Source organism: Cupriavidus sp. SK-3, assembly GCF_000611145.1.
Classification (GTDB): Bacteria; Pseudomonadota; Gammaproteobacteria; order Burkholderiales; family Burkholderiaceae; genus Cupriavidus.
Map to the genome: position 1 here is coordinate 40,177 of NZ_JFJV02000240.1, position 17,211 is coordinate 57,387.

Genomic DNA, 17,211 nt, shown 5'->3' on the forward strand with positions numbered 1-17,211 from the left:
TCGCCGCGCAACTCCAGCGGCAGCATCACGTTCTCCAGGGCATTCAGGTGCCCGACCAGCTGGAAAGACTGGAACACAAAGCCCACATGGCGCCCGCGCTGCGCGGCGCGCTGGTCTTCGTCGAGCTGGAACAGGTCCTGGCCGTTGAGCCTGACGGTGCCCGTGGTAGGCAGGTCCAGGCCTGCCAGCAAGCCAAGCAGGGTTGACTTGCCCGAGCCGGATGCGCCGACAATGGCCAGCGTTTCGCCAGGCGTGACGGAAAACGTGACGTCATGCAAAATCGTCAGCGAACCCGTCGTGTCGGCTACGGTCTTTCCTAATGACTCGACTGCAAGAATGGATGAAGACATGAGCAAGAAGTTCCGGTGCGGTTGGCGAAAGCTGGCGCTGGCGGTATGCACGGCCACGCTGCTGCCTGCGGCGGCGCCGATGGCCCGGGCGGCAACGCCCGCCATCCTGGTGCTGGGCGACAGCCTGTCCGCGGAATACGGCATCGCGCGCGATGCCGGCTGGGTCAAGCTGCTGGAGACGCGGCTGCGGGCGGAGCGTTTCGATTATAGCGTCGTGAATGCCAGCATCAGCGGCGAGACCACGGTAGGCGGCAAGACACGCCTGCCCGACCTGCTGGCGCGGCACCACCCAGCGGTGGTCATCGTCGAACTGGGCGCCAACGATGCCTTGCGCGGCCTGCCGCTGCAGACCACCGAGGCCAACCTGCGCAGCATCGTCGCCAGCGCGCAGCAAGCCAAGGCCGGCGTGCTGCTCGTGGGGATGCGCATCCCGCCCAACTACGGGCCGGACTACACCGAGCGATTCTTCTCGCTCTACCCCAGGCTGGCCGGCGAATACAAGGTCCGGCTGGTGCCCTTCCTGCTGGAGCAGGTCGTCGCCAGACCAGAGTGGTTCCAGGCTGACCGCATTCATCCCACGGCACAAGCGCAGGGCACGCTGCTCGACACCGTCTGGCCGCAGCTCAAGCCACTGCTGAAGGCACCGGCAGCCCGGACCGCGGGGCGCTGAGCCATTGCGGCGCGCAAGCGCCACGGATCATGAAAAAGGCGCCCGGAGGCGCCTTTTTCATGTTTGCGGGCTGCGCTTACTGCGCGCCGGCACCGCTGGCGGCACCCGCTTCCGTCGTGGTGGCGGGCTTGAGCAGCTTCACCTTGGCGCGGTCCTTCAGGCTCTCGTAGAAGGCCTCCAGCTGGCTCTGGCCAACCATCTGCCCCAGTTGCTGGGCCTCGCCCTGGCGTTGCGCGGCGTCGGCCTGCGCAGGCTGGCTGACCTTGCCGATGCGATAGATCGCGTAGCCGGCGGCACCAAGGTCCACGCCCACGAACGCGGGCAGCTTGGCGGTATCGGCCCGCATCACGGCTTCGACCGCCTTCGGCGGCAGGCCATCGGCCTTGGCGCGAGAGACCGTTACCGGCGCGCCGAAGCCGTCGGCGCCGCCGCTCTTCTTCAACGCATCGAGACGCTCGGCACCCGCCTTCACGGCGAGCTCGGCCGCCTGCTGGGCGATATAGCCTTCGCGCACCTTGGCCTGCACGTCTTCATACTTGCGCACCGTGGCCGGGCGATATTCGACGATACGTGCCGCCACCAGCGTGGTCGGGCCCACCTGCACGGCTTCGGTATTGCGCTTGTTCTTGACGGAATCGTCGCTGAATACGGCCTTGAGCAACTTCTCGTTGTTGAGCGGGCTTTGCGCGCCCAGCGCCGGGTTGGGCTGGCGGCTCACGTTGTCGGCGCTCTGGATGGCCAGATTGAACTTGTCGGCAGCAGGCTTGAGGCTGTCGGACTGTTCGTAGACCGTGTTGCCGAACGAGTCAGCCAGTTCGGTGTACTTCTTGGCGGCGAGCTGCTTGCGCAATTCGGCTTCCAGTTCGGTACGGACCTGGTCGAGCGGCTTGGTTTCGGCAGCCTTGATGCCGGTGAGCTTGATGATGTGGTAGCCGTAGTCGGTCTCCACCACGTCGCTGATCTGGCCATCCTTGAGCGCATACATCGCATCCTCGAACGGCTTGACCAGCGCGCCGCGGCCCATGAAGCCGAGGTCGCCGCCCTTCTCCGCGGAGCCCGGATCCTGCGATTGCTTGCGGGCCACATCGGCAAACGTTTCGGGATGCTTGCGCAGGTCCTCGAGCAGCTTCGTGGCCTTTTCCTTGGCAGCCTGGCGATCCGCCGCCGGGGCATCCTTGGGCGAGCCGATCAGGATATGGCTGGCGCGGCGCTGCTCTTCCGTGCGAAAGCGCGCGATATTGCTTTCGTAGTAGGACTTGAGCTCTTCGGGCGTCACCGGCGTCGATGCCGCCAGCGCGTCGGCCGACAGCACCAGGTATTCGACCTTGGCCTGCTCGGGCACCGAGAACTGCGCCTTGTGGCTGTCGTAGTACGCCTTCAGCGCGGCTTCGTCGGGATTGACCTTGGCGGCGAATTCGACCGGCTTGAGCTGCAGCGCCTGCACCTCGCGCTGCTGGTCGCGAATGGCGATCAGCCGGTCGAGCAAGGACTTCGGCACGAAGGCGGTGGCAGCGATGGAAGTGCCGAGCTGCTGGGTGGCGAGATCGAAACGCATGCGCGCATCGAACTGCTCCGGCGTCATGCCTTGCTGGGCGAGCAGGTCGACGTAGGCCTTGTCGTCGATCGTGCCGTCCTTCTTCTTCGGCAGCTGGGCGATGGCGGGAATGCTGCTGATGGTCTCGAACAGGCGTTCGTTGGACACCGTGAGGTGCTTGTTGGCCACCTCATTGGCCACCACGCGCTGCAGGATCAGCTGGTCGAGCACCTGCTGGCGCGCCAGCGCGCCTTCGAACTGGCGCGGATCGTAGTTCGCGCCGAGCATCTGGCGCATGCGCTCGCTCTGGTCACGCACCACGTTATCCACTTCCTGCGCCGTGATGGCGCGGCCATCGACCTTGGCAAGATCGTGCGAGCTGTCCATGAAACGCGAGTAGCTCTCCACGCCGAAGAACACGAACGACGGGAAGACAAGCACCAGCAGCAGCAGAAGCATCAAGCGCCGGTTGTTGCGTACGAAATCAAGCATGCTGACTCAGGAAAAGGGTTGGTACCGAACGGCAAACTCCGGGATTCTATCAGGAGCGGCAGGCTTCACGCGATTTGGCGGCCGGTGCGGCCTCGCCGGGCAACGCCCGATGGCATCCGGCTCGGACAAGAAACCTGCGATCTCGCGTACCGCCCCCTCGAGCCAGCGGTGGCTCGGCGGTGCAAAACACCGCCGGATACTCGATCAGGGCCCGCACCCGTGCAGGCCCTCAGAAAAAAAGGGGGGGGAAAGACGCGCTGAATGCAGAAAGCGCAAAAAGCAAAACGGGCCGCTAAGGGCCCGTTTTGCTGACTGCGTATTTGGCGGAGTGGACGGGACTCGAAGCCGCGACCCCCGGCGTGACAGGCCGGTATTCTAACCAACTGAACTACCACTCCTGTATCGGTGCGGCAGCACGCGTCGTCTGTGTGGCTTGTCTTGCGGCAGGAGCGTGGTGGGTGCTGAGGGGCTCGAACCCCCGACCTACGCCTTGTAAGGGCGCCGCTCTACCAACTGAGCTAAGCACCCGCTCGTACCGCAGCCGCACTGCATGCTGCAAGCATCGCCGCGCACATATCAGAGTAATTACTGCTGTTTGCGTTGCGAGGGCGCAAGTGTAATACAGCCCCTGGCGTTTTGCCAAGCATTCTTCGCAGACATTTTGAGAAACGCAAAAAGCACCCGCACCCCGCACGCCTGGCGCGCCGAACAATGTGAGGCGAAATTGAGGCTAAATAGAAAAACGCCGCGGGGAAAAGCCCGCGGCGTTTTCAAAAGCGGCCTGCTTCGGCAACGCCCGGATCGCAGGATCCGGGCAGCGCCATCGCCGGCGTCAGTGATGAATCATCTCGACCTTGGCAGCACCCTTGTCCGCCACATCGGCGGGCTTGGCCACTTCCTCCGGCAGAGGCTCGGGCTTGCGCTCGAGCGCGAGTTCCAGGACCTTGTCGATCCAGCGCACCGGGACAATCTCGATGGCGTTCTTGACGTTGTCCGGGATCTCCGCGAGATCCTTCACGTTTTCCTCGGGGATCAGCACCAGCTTGATACCACCGCGATGGGCCGCAAGCAGTTTCTCCTTGAGGCCGCCGATCGGCAGGACTTCGCCGCGCAACGTGATTTCCCCGGTCATGGCCACGTCGGCGCGCACCGGGATGCCCGTGAGCACCGACACCAGCGCCGTGGTCATCGCACCGCCAGCCGAAGGACCATCCTTGGGGGTGGCGCCTTCGGGCACGTGGATGTGGATATCGCGCTTCTCGAACATCTCGTCCGTAATGCCCAGACGACGTGCCCGCGAGCGCACCACCGAACGTGCTGCCTCGACCGATTCCTTCATCACGTCGCCCAGCGAACCGGTGCGGGTGATGTTGCCCTTGCCCGGCATGATCGCGGCTTCGATGGTCAGCAGATCGCCGCCCACTTCCGTCCACGCCAGACCGGTCACCTGGCCTACCTGGTTTTCCTTGCCGGCCAGGCCGAAATCGTACTTGCGCACGCCAAGGAATTTATCCAGGTTCTCCGATGCCACCTTGACCGTGCCCGTTTCCTTCTTGAGCAGCAGCAGCTTGACCACCTTGCGGGCGATCTTCGACACTTCACGCTCGAGCGAGCGGACGCCCGCTTCACGCGTGTAGTAGCGAATGATGTCGCGCAGGGCGTCTTCGCTCACTTCCATCTCGCCGGCCTTCAGACCATTGTTCTTGATCTGCTTGGGCAGCAGGTAGCGCTGGGCGATGTTGACCTTCTCTTCCTCGGTGTAACCCGACAGGCGGATCACTTCCATCCGGTCCAGCAGCGGAGGCGGAATGTTGAGCGAGTTGGAGGTCGCCACGAACATCACATCGGACAGGTCGAAATCGACCTCGATGTAATGGTCCTGGAACGTGTGGTTCTGTTCCGGGTCCAGCACCTCGAGCAATGCCGACGAAGGATCACCGCGGAAATCCATGCCCATCTTGTCGATTTCATCGAGCAGGAAGAGCGGATTACGCACGCCGACCTTGGCCAGGCTTTGCAGGATCTTGCCGGGCATCGAGCCGATGTACGTGCGGCGGTGGCCGCGGATCTCGGCCTCGTCGCGCACGCCGCCCAGTGCCATGCGCACGAACTTGCGGTTCGTCGCGCGCGCCACCGACTGGCCAAGCGAGGTCTTGCCCACGCCGGGGGGCCCCACCAGGCACAGGATCGGCGCCTTCACCTTGTCCACGCGCTGTTGCACCGCGAGATACTCGAGAATGCGTTCCTTGACCTTCTCGAGACCGTAGTGGTCTTCATCCAGCACGCGCTCGGCGTTGGTCAGGTCGTTGTTGACCTTGCTCTTCTTGCGCCACGGCAGGTTGACCAGCGTGTCGATGTAGTTGCGCACGACAGTGGCTTCGGCCGACATCGGCGACATCAGCTTGAGCTTCTTGAATTCGGCGTCGGCCTTCTTCTTGGCTTCCTTCGGCATGCGCGCGGCCTTGATGCGCTTGTCGAGTTCTTCCAGGTCGGCGCCCTCTTCGCCTTCGCCCAGTTCCTTCTGGATGGCCTTGACCTGCTCGTTGAGGTAGTACTCGCGCTGGCTCTTCTCCATCTGGCGCTTGACGCGGCCACGGATGCGCTTTTCCACCTGCAGGATGTCGATCTCGCCCTCGAGCTGCGACAGCAGGCTCTCCAGGCGCTCGGTGACATTCACCATCTCCAGGATCTTCTGCTTCTGCTCGAGCTTGATCGGCAGATGCGCGGCGATGGTGTCGGCCAGGCGACCCGGCTCGTCGATGCCCGACAGCGAGGTCAGGATCTCCGGCGGGATCTTCTTGTTCAGCTTCACGTACTGGTCGAACTGCGACACGATGGCGCGGCGCAGCGCCTCCGTCTCGGCGGTCTCGACCGGACCCGGCGGCACGGGCACGGCTTCGCACATGAAGTGCGACTCGTCTTCGCTCACCTCGCGGATATTCGCGCGCTGCGTGCCTTCCACCAGCACCTTGACGGTGCCGTCGGGCAGCTTGAGCATTTGCAGGATGTTGGCGATGCAGCCTACCTCGTAGAGGTCGTCGGCGGTCGGCTCATCCTTGGCCGCCGTTTTCTGGGCCACAAGCATGATGCTTTTGCCCGCCTCCATCGCAGTTTCCAGCGCCTTGATGGACTTCGGACGTCCCACGAACAGTGGGATCACCATGTGCGGAAACACCACCACGTCGCGCAGAGGCAACAGTGGCAAGCGAATCGGCTCAGCCGGGAGGAGTTGTGTTCCGGACATCATTTTCCCCAGTCAGTCATTTAGGCGTAAATTGGGTCTCATGAATCGATTGCAAGATAGGTGCCAACGATTCAATGCATTGTGCAAATGCTGCTCCCCGCACTTGCAAGACCCGTCCAAACAGCATACCCCCGTTTTCCCCCCTTCGTTTTACGAAAATGAAGAAAAAAAGCCGCTCGCTTTTCGCGAACGGCCTTTAGGACTCGCTGCCGGCCTGAGATCGTCATAAGCGCCGGCGTTCGCGTCAGTTCGAACCAGCCACCTTCGGCTGTTCCTCATACATCAGCAACGGTGGAGCGTCCCCGGTGATGGTGTTCTCGTCGATCACCACCTTTTGCACGCCCTTGTAATTGGGCAAGTCATACATCACATCCATCAGCGACTGTTCGAGTATCGAACGCAAGCCGCGCGCACCCGTCTTGCGGCGGATCGCCTTGCGGGCAATCGCGGACAGCGCGGCCGGACGGATTTCCAGCTCCACGCCTTCCATCGCCAGCAGCTTCTGGTATTGCTTGATCAGCGCGTTCTTGGGCTCGACCAGGATCTGCATCAGGGCGGCCTCGTCCAGCTTGGCCAGCGTCGCCACCACCGGCAGGCGGCCGATCAGTTCCGGGATCAACCCGAACTTGATCAGGTCTTCCGGCTCGACCTGCGGCAGCACCTCGCTGGCCTCGCGCTCTTCCTTGCTCTGCACCTGCGCGGCAAAACCGATGCCGGTCTTGTCCGAGCGCTGCATGATGACCTTTTCCAGGCCGTCAAACGCGCCACCGCAGATAAACAGGATGTTGGTGGTATCCACCTGCAGGAAATCCTGGTTCGGATGCTTGCGGCCGCCCTGCGGGGGCACCGAAGCCATCGTACCTTCGATCAGTTTGAGCAGAGCCTGCTGCACGCCTTCACCGGACACATCGCGGGTGATGGACGGGTTGTCCGACTTGCGCGAGATCTTGTCGATCTCATCGATGTAGACAATGCCGCGCTGTGCCTTTTCCACCTCGTAGTTGCAGTTCTGCAGCAACTTCTGGATGATGTTTTCCACGTCCTCGCCGACATAGCCGGCTTCGGTCAGCGTGGTGGCATCGGCGATCACGAACGGCACGTTCAGCAGGCGCGCCAGCGTTTGCGCCAGCAACGTCTTGCCCGAGCCGGTGGGCCCGATCAGCAGGATGTTGCTCTTGGACAACTCGACGTCGTCCTTCTTGCCGAGGTGCTTCAGGCGCTTGTAGTGGTTGTACACCGCTACGGCCAGGATCTTCTTGGCCTGCTCCTGCCCGATCACGTACTGATCCAGGCTCTCGCGGATCTCGTGAGGGGTGGGGAGATCGGACTTGGCCGAGGCACCCGAATCCTTGTCGGATGCGGCTGCCTCGTCGCGGATGATCTCGTTGCACAGATCGATGCATTCGTCGCAAATGAACACCGACGGGCCGGCGATGAGCTTCTTTACCTCGTGCTGGCTTTTGCCGCAGAACGAGCAGTAAAGGAGCTTCTCGCTGGATGAACCTTTTTTATCCGCCATAGGAATCAGTCACATTAGCAGTGTGCGTGCCGCAGTGCCGGAGCGCTGCGGGGATACGCTTCAAACGCATCATACGCCAAAAAAATTGGCGCGGCGGGTAGACCCCCACGCTGTGGGGCAAAAGCAAAAAACGAGGCACAAGGCCTCGTTTCTGCTTAGCCTTCTTCGTTGCGGCCGGACGGCGATACCCGAAGGATCACCACCCGGCCCCTGCCCGGCCCGCCTTGCGGCAGCCGGGCCGGTCTGTCAGGCACGGCGGGTGAGCACCTTGTCGATCAGGCCGTAGTCCACTGCCTGATCGCCGCTCATGAAGTTGTCGCGATCGGTATCGCGGGCAATCTTCTCGACCGGCTGGCCGGTGACTTCCGACAGGATCGTGTTGAGCCGCTCGCGCAGGTACAGGATCTCGCGGGCCTGGATCTCGATGTCCGAGGCCTGGCCGCGCGCACCGCCCAGCGGCTGGTGGATCATGATGCGCGAGTTGGGCAGCGCCGAACGCTTGCCCTTGGCGCCAGCCGACAGCAGGAACGCACCCATGCTGGCCGCCATGCCCATGCACAGCGTCGCCACATCGGGCTTGACGAACTGCATGGTGTCGTAGATGGCGAGGCCAGCCGACACCGAGCCACCCGGCGAGTTGATGTAGAGCGAGATGTCCTTGTCGGGATTCTCGCTTTCCAGGAACAGCAGCTGTGCGACCACCAGGTTGGCAGTCTGGTCGTTGACTTCGCCGACCATGAAAATCAACCGCTCCTTCAACAGGCGCGAGTAGATGTCATAGGCGCGCTCGCCCCGGCCGGACTGCTCAACCACCATCGGCACCAGCCCCAGTCCCTGCGTTTCCAGGGCGGAGGCCTGCGTGGTAGCCAGACGGTCAAGCAAATCATTGCGGGTCATGCAAGTTCTCCTGGAGTTCGGTAAGAGACAAGGCTGCGGCCGGCGCGCCATGCGCTCCGGCCACGGGCCAGGCTCAGGCCTGCTGAGGCTGGTTGTTGCCTTCGGCAGTCAGTTCCTCGAAGGACACCGTCTTTTCGGTGACCTTGGCCTTGTCGCACACGAAATTTACCACGTTGTTTTCCAGCACGTAGGCTTCCATCTCGGCCAGGCGCTGCTGGTCGCCGTAGTACCAGCGCATGACTTCCTTCGGGTCTTCGTAGCTCTTGGCGAAGTCCTCGATCTCGGCCTTGATCTGGTCCGCCTTGGCGTCCAGGCCGTGAGCCTTGACGATCTCGGCCAGGATCAGGCCCAGCTTGACGCGGCGCTCAGCTTGCTGGGTGAACATCTCGGCCGGAATCGGCATGTCCTTGGCATTCGGCATGCCGCGCTGTTCCAGGTCGCGGCGAGCCATTTCCACCAGGCGCTCCTGGTCTTGCTCGATCAGGGCCTTCGGCACTTCCAGCTCGCTTGCCTTCAGCAGCGCGTCCATGACCTGGTCCTTCAGCATGGCGTGCGTGCGGCGCTTGACTTCGCGCTCCAGGTTTTCGCGGATGTCGGCGCGCATCTTCTCGACGCTGCCGTCGGCGATGCCCAGCGACTTGGCGAACTCGTCGTTCACTTCCGGCAGGTGCGCCCACTCGATCTTCTTCAGCGTGACGGTGAACTCGGCGGTCTTGCCGGCCACTTCCTTGCCGTGATAATCCTCGGGGAATGCCAGCGGGAAGGTCTTGCTTTCGCCAACCTTCAGGCCCAGCGCAGCTTGCTCGAACTCGGGCAGCATGCGGCCTTCGCCCAGTACGAAGGCGAAGTCGTCAGCCTTGCCGCCGGGGAATTCCACGCCGTCGATCTTGCCGACGAAGTCCAGGGTCACGCGGTCGCCGTTCTGGGCGGCCACTTCACCACCGCCGTCGCCGTGCTCGCCGGCTTCGCCACGGGTGTGGTAGTGCACGCGCTGCTTGCGCAGGATGTCGATGGTCTTGTCGACTTCGGCATCGGTGATTTCGGTCTTGGTGCGGGTCACTTCGGCGCCGGCCAGGTCGCCCAGCTTGACTTCCGGATAGACCTCGAAGGTTGCGTCGAAGGCCACTTCGTCTTCGTTCACGCCGTCGGTCTTCACCTCGAACTTCGGCTGGCCGGCAACCTTCACATCCTGCTCTTTGGTGATGTCGAAGAACTTGCGTGCAGCCTTGTCGAAGCGGACTTCGAACTCGACTTGCTGGCCGTACTGCTTTTCGACCATCTTCATCGGTACCTTGCCGGGACGGAAGCCGGACATCTTCACCGTCTTCGACAGGCGAACCAGACGTTCCAGCTTTTCCTTTTCGACTTCGGCCTTGGGAATGGCCAGGGTCACCTTGCGGTCCAGTTTGCCAAGGTTTTCAATGACATTCGACATGGTCGTTGATCCAATCCAGAAATGTTGTTGTGTTCGTAAGCGCACCCCGCTCGCGTGCCCGACAAGACACAGGCAAAGCGACGGCAAATGCCGATGCCCGGTACGCGGGCGCTATCGAAAACTGCGGGTACGCGTGGAAAACCGACGAACCCGGAGCATCCGGGCGCAGGCCCACGCAAACGGAAAACGGGGATTATCGCACGGTTTTCATTCGGTTCCGGCAGTTTTTAGCCGGGAACCGGCTCGGATGGCGCGGCCGCGCCTTCCGCCTCGCTTGCCACCTGCCCTTGCCGCAAGGCACGGACCAGCAGCCGCGCGGGGTCGATGGCCTCGGCCAGTTCGAGTTCGAGCGGTAAGGGCTCTCCTTCGATCTGGCTGGCCAGCAACTCCGCCCCCAGTGCCGCCCATGTGAGGCCGCGCGAGCCATATGCAAGTGCCGCGTAGAGCCCGGGAAGACGAGGGATATCCCTGAGACGCGCGCCGCGCAGCGCGACGGCGTCGCGCGCGGCCTGCGCCTCATCGGCAATGCGGCCGATCAGCGGCAGGCGATTGTGTGAAACACTGCGCACGCCAACGTAGCCGCGCAGGACCGCCGGGTTCAGCCGCGCCGCGGCGGCGGCAAGATCCGGCAATAGCAAGCCCAGCCTGGCAAGATTCTCCGCGTGCACTTCCGGGCGCTCGGCGAGTTCGCCCTGCCCTTCGGCGGCCGGCTCGTAGCTGGAGCCGACCCGCGCGCTACCGTCGCCGGCCCTTGGCAACAGATAGCCCGAGCCGGTCACCACGCAGTCCGGCCAGGTGCCCAGCCGCTCCACTTGCGCGGCCTCGAGCGTGGTCAGCTGCCCGCGCACGCGGTCGATCGTCATATGGTGCAGCGGCAGCAGGCGCAGCGCCTCGTGCGCGTTGGCGAGGACCATCACCGGCGCCTGCGCCATCACCGCCCCGACGTCGTCCAAGGCCTGCCAGCCATCCGCGGCACGCACCAGCCGAGCGACCCGGCGGCCAAAATGCGTCGTCACCGCTGCTCCAGCCTGCGCCAGTTGCGCGTGGCAGATGTCAGGCGGCGGCGCCCAGCCGCCCTGCCCGAACCAGAGTCCGCCATGGGGAACGGCGGCGCCATGCCGGCGCGCGGCTTCGTCGGGCGGCATCCAGCGCGCGAACGCCTCGGGAAACCCCAGCGCGGCCAGCGCCGCCCGCTGGATTCGGGCGTCCTCCGCATCCGCGCCAATCTGCAGCACGCCGCACCCCTGCCAGCCCGGCGCATGCCCTGCCGCGGCCAATGCCTCCCAGGCTCTCAGAGAGAACAGGTTCCCGGCGCGCGACAAGCGCGACAGGAGGCTGTCGTCCGACGACAGATGCGGGTGCATGGCTGCCGCGCGATGCGCGGAAGTCAGTCGCGCGGGGCCATCATGCGCGTCGAACAGCGTCACACGCCAGCCGCGTGCGGCCAGGCGCTCCGTGACCGCGCAGCCTGCCAGCCCGGCACCGATCACGATGGCGTGTCGCCCGGGCCAGTTAGCGGCGGCTGGCGGGGGATGCCGGCGCTGGCCGCGCGCCGCGGGGAAGCGCGCCACCGTCATATGCCACTTGCTGCCGTAGCCGGTCGCCCGCCTCACCTCGAAGCCAGCCGCCTGCAAGCCGCGCCGGAAAAAACCGGCCGCCGCATAGGTCGCCAGCGTGGCCTCCGGACGCGCCAGCCGGGCGAGCCGCTTCATCAATGGTGGCTGCCACATATCGGGATTGCGGTCGGGCGCAAAGCCGTCCAGGTAGAACGCGTCGACGCCCAGCGCCAGCCTTGGCAACACGGTATCGATATCGCCGAATGCAAGCGTCAGCACGACCGCCCCGCCCTCGAACTCCAGCCGGTGCAGCCCGGGCAAGGTCAGCGGCCACGCCTGCCGCAACTGCGTGGCCAGCGGCGCCAGTTCCGTCAGGCCCGGCAAATTGGCGTGGACGGCGGCGAGACCGTCGCTGGCGAACGGGTGCTTTTCCACCGACACGAAATGCAGCCGCCGGCAACGCGCGGGATCGGCCCGCCACGCCTGCCACGTCGCCAGGAAGTTAAGCCCGAGGCCAAACCCGGCCTCCAGGATCACGAACTGGTCGCGCCCGCCCCACGCGCCTGGCAAGCCGTTGCCCGCCAGGAAAACGTGCCGGGCCTGCTCCAGGCCACCCTCGTCGCTGTGGTAGACATCCCCGTAACGCTGCGAGTATGGCGGGCCCGAGGCGGCGAAAACGGGCTCGGCGAGATCTAAGGCGCGGGTCATGGGCAAAACTTGGACAAGGAGGGGACAGAGAACGTCGGACAGGAAAGGGTCGGGACACGACGCTGGCGCGCAGGCCGGAGCACCATGGCGAGCCAGGGCGCCCGGGATGCTGGCGTCTCGCGCGGCACCGCGAACAGCCGTATGGCAGCGCCAGAGCCCGGCGATGGTAGCATAGCGCCCTGTGCCGCCGGCCCGTCCAGGCCGGCATCGGCACGCCCTTTTCCCGCCTCGCCATGCTCAGCTACCGTCACGCCTTCCACGCCGGCAACCACGCCGATGTTCTTAAACACGCCATCGTGGTCCAGTTGCTGGAGCAGTTGAGCCAGAAAGACAAACCCTTCTGGTATATCGACACGCACGCCGGCGCCGGGCTTTATGCGCTCGACCACGCTTACGCGCAAAAAAAGGGCGAATACGAAACCGGCATTGCCCGGCTGTGGCAGGCCGCCGCCGCCAAGAGGCCCATGCCGACCTTGCTCGAGGACTACCTGGAACAGGTGCGTACCCTTAATCCGGACGGCAACCTGAAGCACTACCCCGGTTCGCCCTGGCTCGCCTGGCAGATGCTGCGCGACGCCGACCGCCTGCGCCTGTTCGAGCTGCACAGCACGGAAATCCAGGTGCTGCGTGAGAATTTCCGCGGCGCCGGCCGCCGCGTCATGCTTTACGACGGCGACGGCTTCACCGGAATCAACGCCATCCTGCCGCCGCCGCCCCGCCGCGCGCTGGTGCTGATCGACCCCTCCTACGAAGACAAGCAGGACTACGCCCGCGTGCTGCGGACCCTGCAGGATGGCCTGCAGCGCTTCGCCACCGGCATGTACGCCATCTGGTATCCCGAGGTACAGCGCCGCGAATCGGTGCAGTTGCCGGTGCAGTTGAAGAAGCTGCCGCTCAAAAGCTGGCTGCACGTCAGCCTGCGCGTCAAGCATCCGGTTTCCGGTGGCCTTGGCCTGCACGGCAGCGGCATGTTTATCGTTAATCCGCCGTGGCGCCTGAAGGAAACCCTGGAGGCGGCCATGCCCGCCCTGGTGACGCTGCTGCGCCAGGATGACGGCGCCGGCTTCACGCTGGAAGCCCAGGAAAGCTGATCCTCGCGCGCTCAGCGGCCGATGACCGCAGCGACCGAGTCGGCCCGCTGCCGTGATCGCGAAACAACCGCGCGGTGTCACTTTGGTCCTGCCCGCCCGTCCGCCATACTGGATATTCCCTTTCACATGCAGCAGCGGCATGGAGACAAGCCATGTGCGTCAACTACGCGCCCGTGCAGGCGGCCGTTCTGCGCGACGTCTTCGGCGTCACCTGTCCGGTGCGGGAATGGCCTCCCGAAACGTGGCCTGACTACGTCGCGCCGCTGCTCGTGGCGGACCACGACGGCCAGCGGCAATGCCTGGCCGGCACCTTCGGGATGGTCCCCAGGAAGCGCATTCCGCCCGGCGTGGCGAGGTTCGACACCACGAACGCGCGCTCGGAGTCGGTGGGTGAAAAACGGACGTTCTCGGCGGCGTGGAAACAGGGTCAGCTATGCCTGATACCAGCGCAGTGCTTCTATGAGCCCGATTACGCAACCGGCAAGGCGGTACGCTGGCGGATCTGGCTCAAGGATGGCGAGCCCATGGCAATCGCCGGCCTCTGGCGCGCATGGCCTGGCGAAGGCGGCCAGGACGTCTTCAGCTTCACCATGCTGACCATCAATTCGGAGCACCACCCGTTGATGCAACGCTTCCATGCGCCGGGCAAGGAAAAACGGATGATCGTGATCGTCCCGGGCACGGAGTGGGATGATTGGCTGAATTGCAGGGATACGGAACTGGCGCGCAGCTTCCTGCGCCCCTACGCCGCGGAAAAGCTGGCCGCCGAGCCCGCACCGCTGCCGCCGCGGGTTGCGGCAGGATCTCCGGAGGCGCCAGCCTGAGCGAACTGCGTTTGCCCGGACTGAACAGCGTTCAGGAAATCTGATACCGGTTCTGCCGGCTGCGGGAATAGAGCCCCCGCGCGAGTTCCAGGATGTGATCGCGGTGGCGGTCGAATGCATCGAGCACGGCAGGCTCGTCCGGGCGCAATTCAGGGCTGAGGGTAGAGAGTACCGCGCGGTCCACCTCGAAGGCGATTTCACGCGAGTTGTCATAGCCCCAAAAACATACGCAATGCCTGGAAGGGTCGTAGCTCCGGCTGGGATTGGGGAAATTGAGTGCCATACATGCATCCTAGTCCGATTCGTGGGCATCCGTACGTTATCGAGGACCCGGTTGCGCTATTTCGCCAGGATTCGGGGACGCGCCCCCCCAGCAAGTCTGGGAAGGGGCGCTTTATCGCTGGCCGCGCATCGCGCAGGCTGCCCGGCGACGCGGCTTTGGCGAGACATTCGCGCCCGTACATTGAGCGACATTTGCATCGGGAATACCAGATCTAAGCATCTTCTACTTGGCCCGCGAACGGCGAGACCGTAGCATGCCCAGGTCATCGGCTCATCGGCGCGAGGCATGCCAGCCAACGCATGCGCCAGTACAACGATGCCGATTCGACACGGCAGGCGCGCCAACGCGGCCCGGCCGCCGTGCACCCGGACAGGACCGGCTACCAAAAAGCCGGCCGCCGGAAATCTGTACAAGGGTCAAGGGGTCATATGAAGATATTTAGCGGAATCAGCAACGGGTGGGCAGCGGAAACCGAGGCGACGGACGGGGGAATCTGGAAAAACACGATTGCCGCCGCCAGCCATGCGCTGGAAACCGTCGCGCTGGTCGAGCATGGCGTAGGCATGACGCTGAAGCTGCAGCGCAAGGTCCGCGCGCTACGCGAACGGCTGCGCTCGACGCAAGCCGAACTCGATCGTTACCGCGACATGCACGCCCACGCCATGGAGGCGTTGCGCCGGACCGAAAGCGTCGTGCCGCAGGACACGAGCCAGCTGCGGGCGGAGGGCGAAGCCCTGCAGATGCGGCATCGTGCCTACAAGCTGCTGGTCGAACACTATGCTCGCGCCGGCATCCCCATCGACCTGGCTGTCTTTACCAGGCAACGCCGCCGGGTTCTCCAGCACATCCTGTTCCAGCAACGCCGGGGCGTGGCCATCGCGGAAATCAGCGTGGACGATATCGCGTTCCTGCTGCGTTGAGCGACAGGCGCCGATAAGCGGTGGGCTTTCGCCCGCGCTCCGCGCTGGCATTTTCAGCTTGCCGGCAAGCCAGATGCGGCGGGAAAGCCCGTTGTCACGCGACGTGAACCGATCTCATCAGCCGCTACCAGGCCAGCAAGAAAGACAGCGTCACGGTGGGGGTCCAGAACCTGCTGAACCGCTGCTACTACCCCCCCTAGAGCCAGTTGCTGCGCAAGCGATAACACTTCGCACTTGCCCGCCGCGGGCATCGTGCTGACGGCGACTTACGTCCATCGCTGGTAGGCCCGCCGGGGCGCCGCGGGGATTCTTCTTGTAGAATTCGATATACTGTATATGCATACAGTAACCGAGGCGACCCGCCCCCGAGTCCTTTCTCGCGGCCGGGGCGCGTCGTCAACCCCGTTCGCTGACGCCATGTCATTTGCCCCCCGCCGCATCGCCCACCTGGATATGGACGCTTTCTATGCGTCCGTCGAGCTGTTGCGGTATCCGGAACTGCGCGGCATGCCCGTGGTGATCGGCGGCGGACGGAATGCGGTGCCCGAGACGCTTGAAGACGGAAGCCGGCGCTTTGCGCGCCTGCGCGACTATGCGGGACGGGGCGTCGTCACCACCTCGACTTACGAAGCGCGCGCGCTCGGCGTTTTTTCCGCCATGGGCATGATGAAGGCAGCCCAGCTCGCGCCTGACGCCATTCTGCTGCCCACCGATTTCGATTCGTACCGGCACTACTCCCGGCTCTTCAAGGCGGCCGTCGCCACGTTCACGAGCCAGGTCGAAGACCGGGGCATCGACGAAATCTACATCGACCTGAGCGATGTGCCAGGCGAGCCCGCCGATATCGGCAGCCGCATCAAGCAAGCGGTTCGCGAGGCTACGGGGCTAAGCTGCTCCATCTGCATCGCGCCCAACAAGCTCCTCGCCAAGATCGGATCCGAACTGGACAAGCCCGATGGGCTTACCCTCCTGACGCCGGAAGACATCCCGCTGCGCATCTGGCCGCTGCCGGTGCGCAAGGTCAACGGCATCGGCCCGAAAGCCACGGAGAAACTCGCCGCGCTCGGCATCGCCACCGTTGGCGACCTCGCCAGCGCGGACCTCGGACTGCTGCAGACCCATTTTGGCCGCAGCTATTCCGCGTGGCTCGCCGAGATCGCGCAAGGTCATGACGAACGCCCCGTGGTCATCAGCTCGGAGCCAAAGTCGATGAGCCGCGAAACCACGTTCGAGCGCGACCTGCATCCGCGCCATGATCGCCAGGCTCTCGGCGAAGTCTTTACCGGCCTGTGCCAGCGCCTTGCCGAAGACCTGCGCCGCAAGGGCTACGTCGGCCGCACCATCGGCGTCAAGCTGCGCTATGACGACTTCCACACCGTCACCCGCGACCTCAGCATGCCGGCCCCGACCGCCGACGCCACCTTGTTGCGGCGCGCCGCCACCGAATGCGTCAGACGCGTTCCGCTGAACCGGAAGATACGGCTACTGGGCGTACGGGTGAGCGCGCTGACACCAGCCGGCGAGCTGGAGTATGCGTCGGCGCCGGTCCAGGGAGAGTTGCCTTTCGGCGAAGACGAATAATTGCTGACACTGCCGCCCAATCGACGACATTTTCAACTCTGAGCCGGCCGGACGCTAAAGTGCAGGCACGGCGGCAGCCGGGCCCGCCCCCAGCCGGTCCCGCCCAG

12 protein-coding genes, 2 tRNA genes and 1 pseudogene are annotated in these 17,211 nt (G+C 64.4%); 5 read left to right on the plus strand and 10 right to left on the minus strand.

Annotation, left to right across the window (positions count from 1 at the left end):
* A pseudogene (locus CF70_RS38265) lies at positions 1-350 on the minus strand (ATP-binding cassette domain-containing protein); the annotation flags it as partial.
* Here CF70_RS38265 and CF70_RS24970 point away from each other — a divergent pair.
* On the plus strand, positions 349-1,020 hold the full coding sequence (locus CF70_RS24970) for an arylesterase (RefSeq protein ID WP_035870967.1): 672 nt from the start codon (positions 349-351) through the stop codon (positions 1,018-1,020). The pseudogene CF70_RS38265 and the gene CF70_RS24970 sit on opposite strands and share 2 nt — an antisense overlap.
* Positions 1,021-1,096: 76 nt before the next feature.
* On the opposite strand, the gene CF70_RS24975 is transcribed toward CF70_RS24970, so the two are convergent.
* The 8 genes from CF70_RS24975 to mnmC all read right to left on the minus strand — a co-directional run bounded on the left by CF70_RS24975 (position 1,097) and on the right by mnmC (position 12,405).
* Positions 1,097-3,046: a SurA N-terminal domain-containing protein gene (locus tag CF70_RS24975; protein WP_035870970.1), complete on the minus strand. Its 1,950-nt coding sequence runs from the start codon at positions 3,044-3,046 to the stop codon at positions 1,097-1,099.
* A gap of 321 nt (positions 3,047-3,367) precedes the next feature.
* Positions 3,368-3,444: transfer RNA gene (locus tag CF70_RS24980), tRNA-Asp, on the minus strand.
* Positions 3,445-3,498: 54 nt separating this feature from the next.
* Positions 3,499-3,574 (minus strand) — tRNA-Val (locus CF70_RS24985).
* A 304-nt stretch (positions 3,575-3,878) separates the two neighbouring features.
* Positions 3,879-6,290, minus strand: a complete 2,412-nt coding sequence (gene lon / locus CF70_RS24990; protein WP_035871050.1) for an endopeptidase La — start codon at positions 6,288-6,290, stop codon at positions 3,879-3,881.
* A 244-nt stretch (positions 6,291-6,534) separates the two neighbouring features.
* Positions 6,535-7,809, minus strand: coding sequence for an ATP-dependent Clp protease ATP-binding subunit ClpX (gene clpX / locus CF70_RS24995; protein ID WP_035870971.1), 1,275 nt, complete (start codon positions 7,807-7,809; stop codon positions 6,535-6,537).
* Between the two features lie 246 nt (positions 7,810-8,055).
* Complete coding sequence (gene clpP / locus CF70_RS25000; RefSeq protein ID WP_006160857.1) at positions 8,056-8,706, minus strand: ATP-dependent Clp endopeptidase proteolytic subunit ClpP; 651 nt, start codon at positions 8,704-8,706, stop codon at positions 8,056-8,058.
* Positions 8,707-8,779: 73 nt separating this feature from the next.
* On the minus strand, positions 8,780-10,141 hold the full coding sequence (gene tig / locus CF70_RS25005) for a trigger factor (RefSeq protein WP_035870974.1): 1,362 nt from the start codon (positions 10,139-10,141) through the stop codon (positions 8,780-8,782).
* A gap of 227 nt (positions 10,142-10,368) precedes the next feature.
* Positions 10,369-12,405 (minus strand): bifunctional tRNA (5-methylaminomethyl-2-thiouridine)(34)-methyltransferase MnmD/FAD-dependent 5-carboxymethylaminomethyl-2-thiouridine(34) oxidoreductase MnmC, encoded by a 2,037-nt coding sequence (gene mnmC, locus CF70_RS25010; protein ID WP_035870976.1) that lies wholly within the window; start codon positions 12,403-12,405, stop codon positions 10,369-10,371.
* 233 nt (positions 12,406-12,638) lie between these two features.
* Between mnmC and CF70_RS25015 the strand changes: the two genes are divergently transcribed.
* Positions 12,639-13,496, plus strand: coding sequence for a 23S rRNA (adenine(2030)-N(6))-methyltransferase RlmJ (locus CF70_RS25015; protein WP_035870978.1), 858 nt, complete (start codon positions 12,639-12,641; stop codon positions 13,494-13,496).
* Positions 13,497-13,648: 152 nt separating this feature from the next.
* Positions 13,649-14,320 carry an SOS response-associated peptidase gene (locus CF70_RS25020; protein ID WP_035870979.1) on the plus strand — a complete coding sequence of 224 codons (672 nt, stop codon included), beginning with the start codon at positions 13,649-13,651 and terminating at the stop codon, positions 14,318-14,320.
* A 31-nt stretch (positions 14,321-14,351) separates the two neighbouring features.
* Here the strand turns inward: CF70_RS25020 and CF70_RS25025 are convergent, their stop codons facing one another.
* The gene (locus CF70_RS25025; RefSeq protein WP_035870981.1) at positions 14,352-14,603 is read right to left on the minus strand and encodes a DUF1488 domain-containing protein; all 252 of its coding nucleotides are present in this window, start codon (positions 14,601-14,603) and stop codon (positions 14,352-14,354) included.
* A 299-nt stretch (positions 14,604-14,902) separates the two neighbouring features.
* On the opposite strand from CF70_RS25025, the gene CF70_RS37060 reads away from it, so the two are divergent.
* Together CF70_RS37060 and dinB are read left to right on the plus strand one after the other, a co-directional pair.
* Positions 14,903-15,523: a hypothetical protein gene (locus tag CF70_RS37060; RefSeq protein ID WP_235185196.1), complete on the plus strand. Its 621-nt coding sequence runs from the start codon at positions 14,903-14,905 to the stop codon at positions 15,521-15,523.
* Positions 15,524-15,940: 417 nt separating this feature from the next.
* Positions 15,941-17,104, plus strand: a complete 1,164-nt coding sequence (gene dinB, locus CF70_RS25035) for a DNA polymerase IV (protein ID WP_035870985.1) — start codon at positions 15,941-15,943, stop codon at positions 17,102-17,104.
* The last annotated feature ends 107 nt before the right edge of the window (positions 17,105-17,211 follow it).

What these genes read in the sequence shown, in the direction of transcription:
- lon (WP_035871050.1), bottom strand. Translation starts at nt 6,290, where the DNA reads ATGTCCGGAACACAACTCCTCCCGGCTGAGCCGATTCGCTTGCCACTG.
- dinB (WP_035870985.1), top strand. Translation starts at nt 15,941, where the DNA reads ATGTCATTTGCCCCCCGCCGCATCGCCCACCTGGATATGGACGCTTTC.
- CF70_RS24975 (WP_035870970.1), bottom strand. Translation starts at nt 3,046, where the DNA reads ATGCTTGATTTCGTACGCAACAACCGGCGCTTGATGCTTCTGCTGCTG.
- CF70_RS25015 (WP_035870978.1), top strand. Translation starts at nt 12,639, where the DNA reads ATGCTCAGCTACCGTCACGCCTTCCACGCCGGCAACCACGCCGATGTT.
- clpP (WP_006160857.1), bottom strand. Translation starts at nt 8,706, where the DNA reads ATGACCCGCAATGATTTGCTTGACCGTCTGGCTACCACGCAGGCCTCC.
- tig (WP_035870974.1), bottom strand. Translation starts at nt 10,141, where the DNA reads ATGTCGAATGTCATTGAAAACCTTGGCAAACTGGACCGCAAGGTGACC.
- mnmC (WP_035870976.1), bottom strand. Translation starts at nt 12,405, where the DNA reads ATGACCCGCGCCTTAGATCTCGCCGAGCCCGTTTTCGCCGCCTCGGGC.
- CF70_RS25020 (WP_035870979.1), top strand. Translation starts at nt 13,649, where the DNA reads ATGTGCGTCAACTACGCGCCCGTGCAGGCGGCCGTTCTGCGCGACGTC.
- CF70_RS24970 (WP_035870967.1), top strand. Translation starts at nt 349, where the DNA reads ATGAGCAAGAAGTTCCGGTGCGGTTGGCGAAAGCTGGCGCTGGCGGTA.
- clpX (WP_035870971.1), bottom strand. Translation starts at nt 7,809, where the DNA reads ATGGCGGATAAAAAAGGTTCATCCAGCGAGAAGCTCCTTTACTGCTCG.
- CF70_RS25025 (WP_035870981.1), bottom strand. Translation starts at nt 14,603, where the DNA reads ATGGCACTCAATTTCCCCAATCCCAGCCGGAGCTACGACCCTTCCAGG.
- CF70_RS37060 (WP_235185196.1), top strand. Translation starts at nt 14,903, where the DNA reads ATGCGCCAGTACAACGATGCCGATTCGACACGGCAGGCGCGCCAACGC.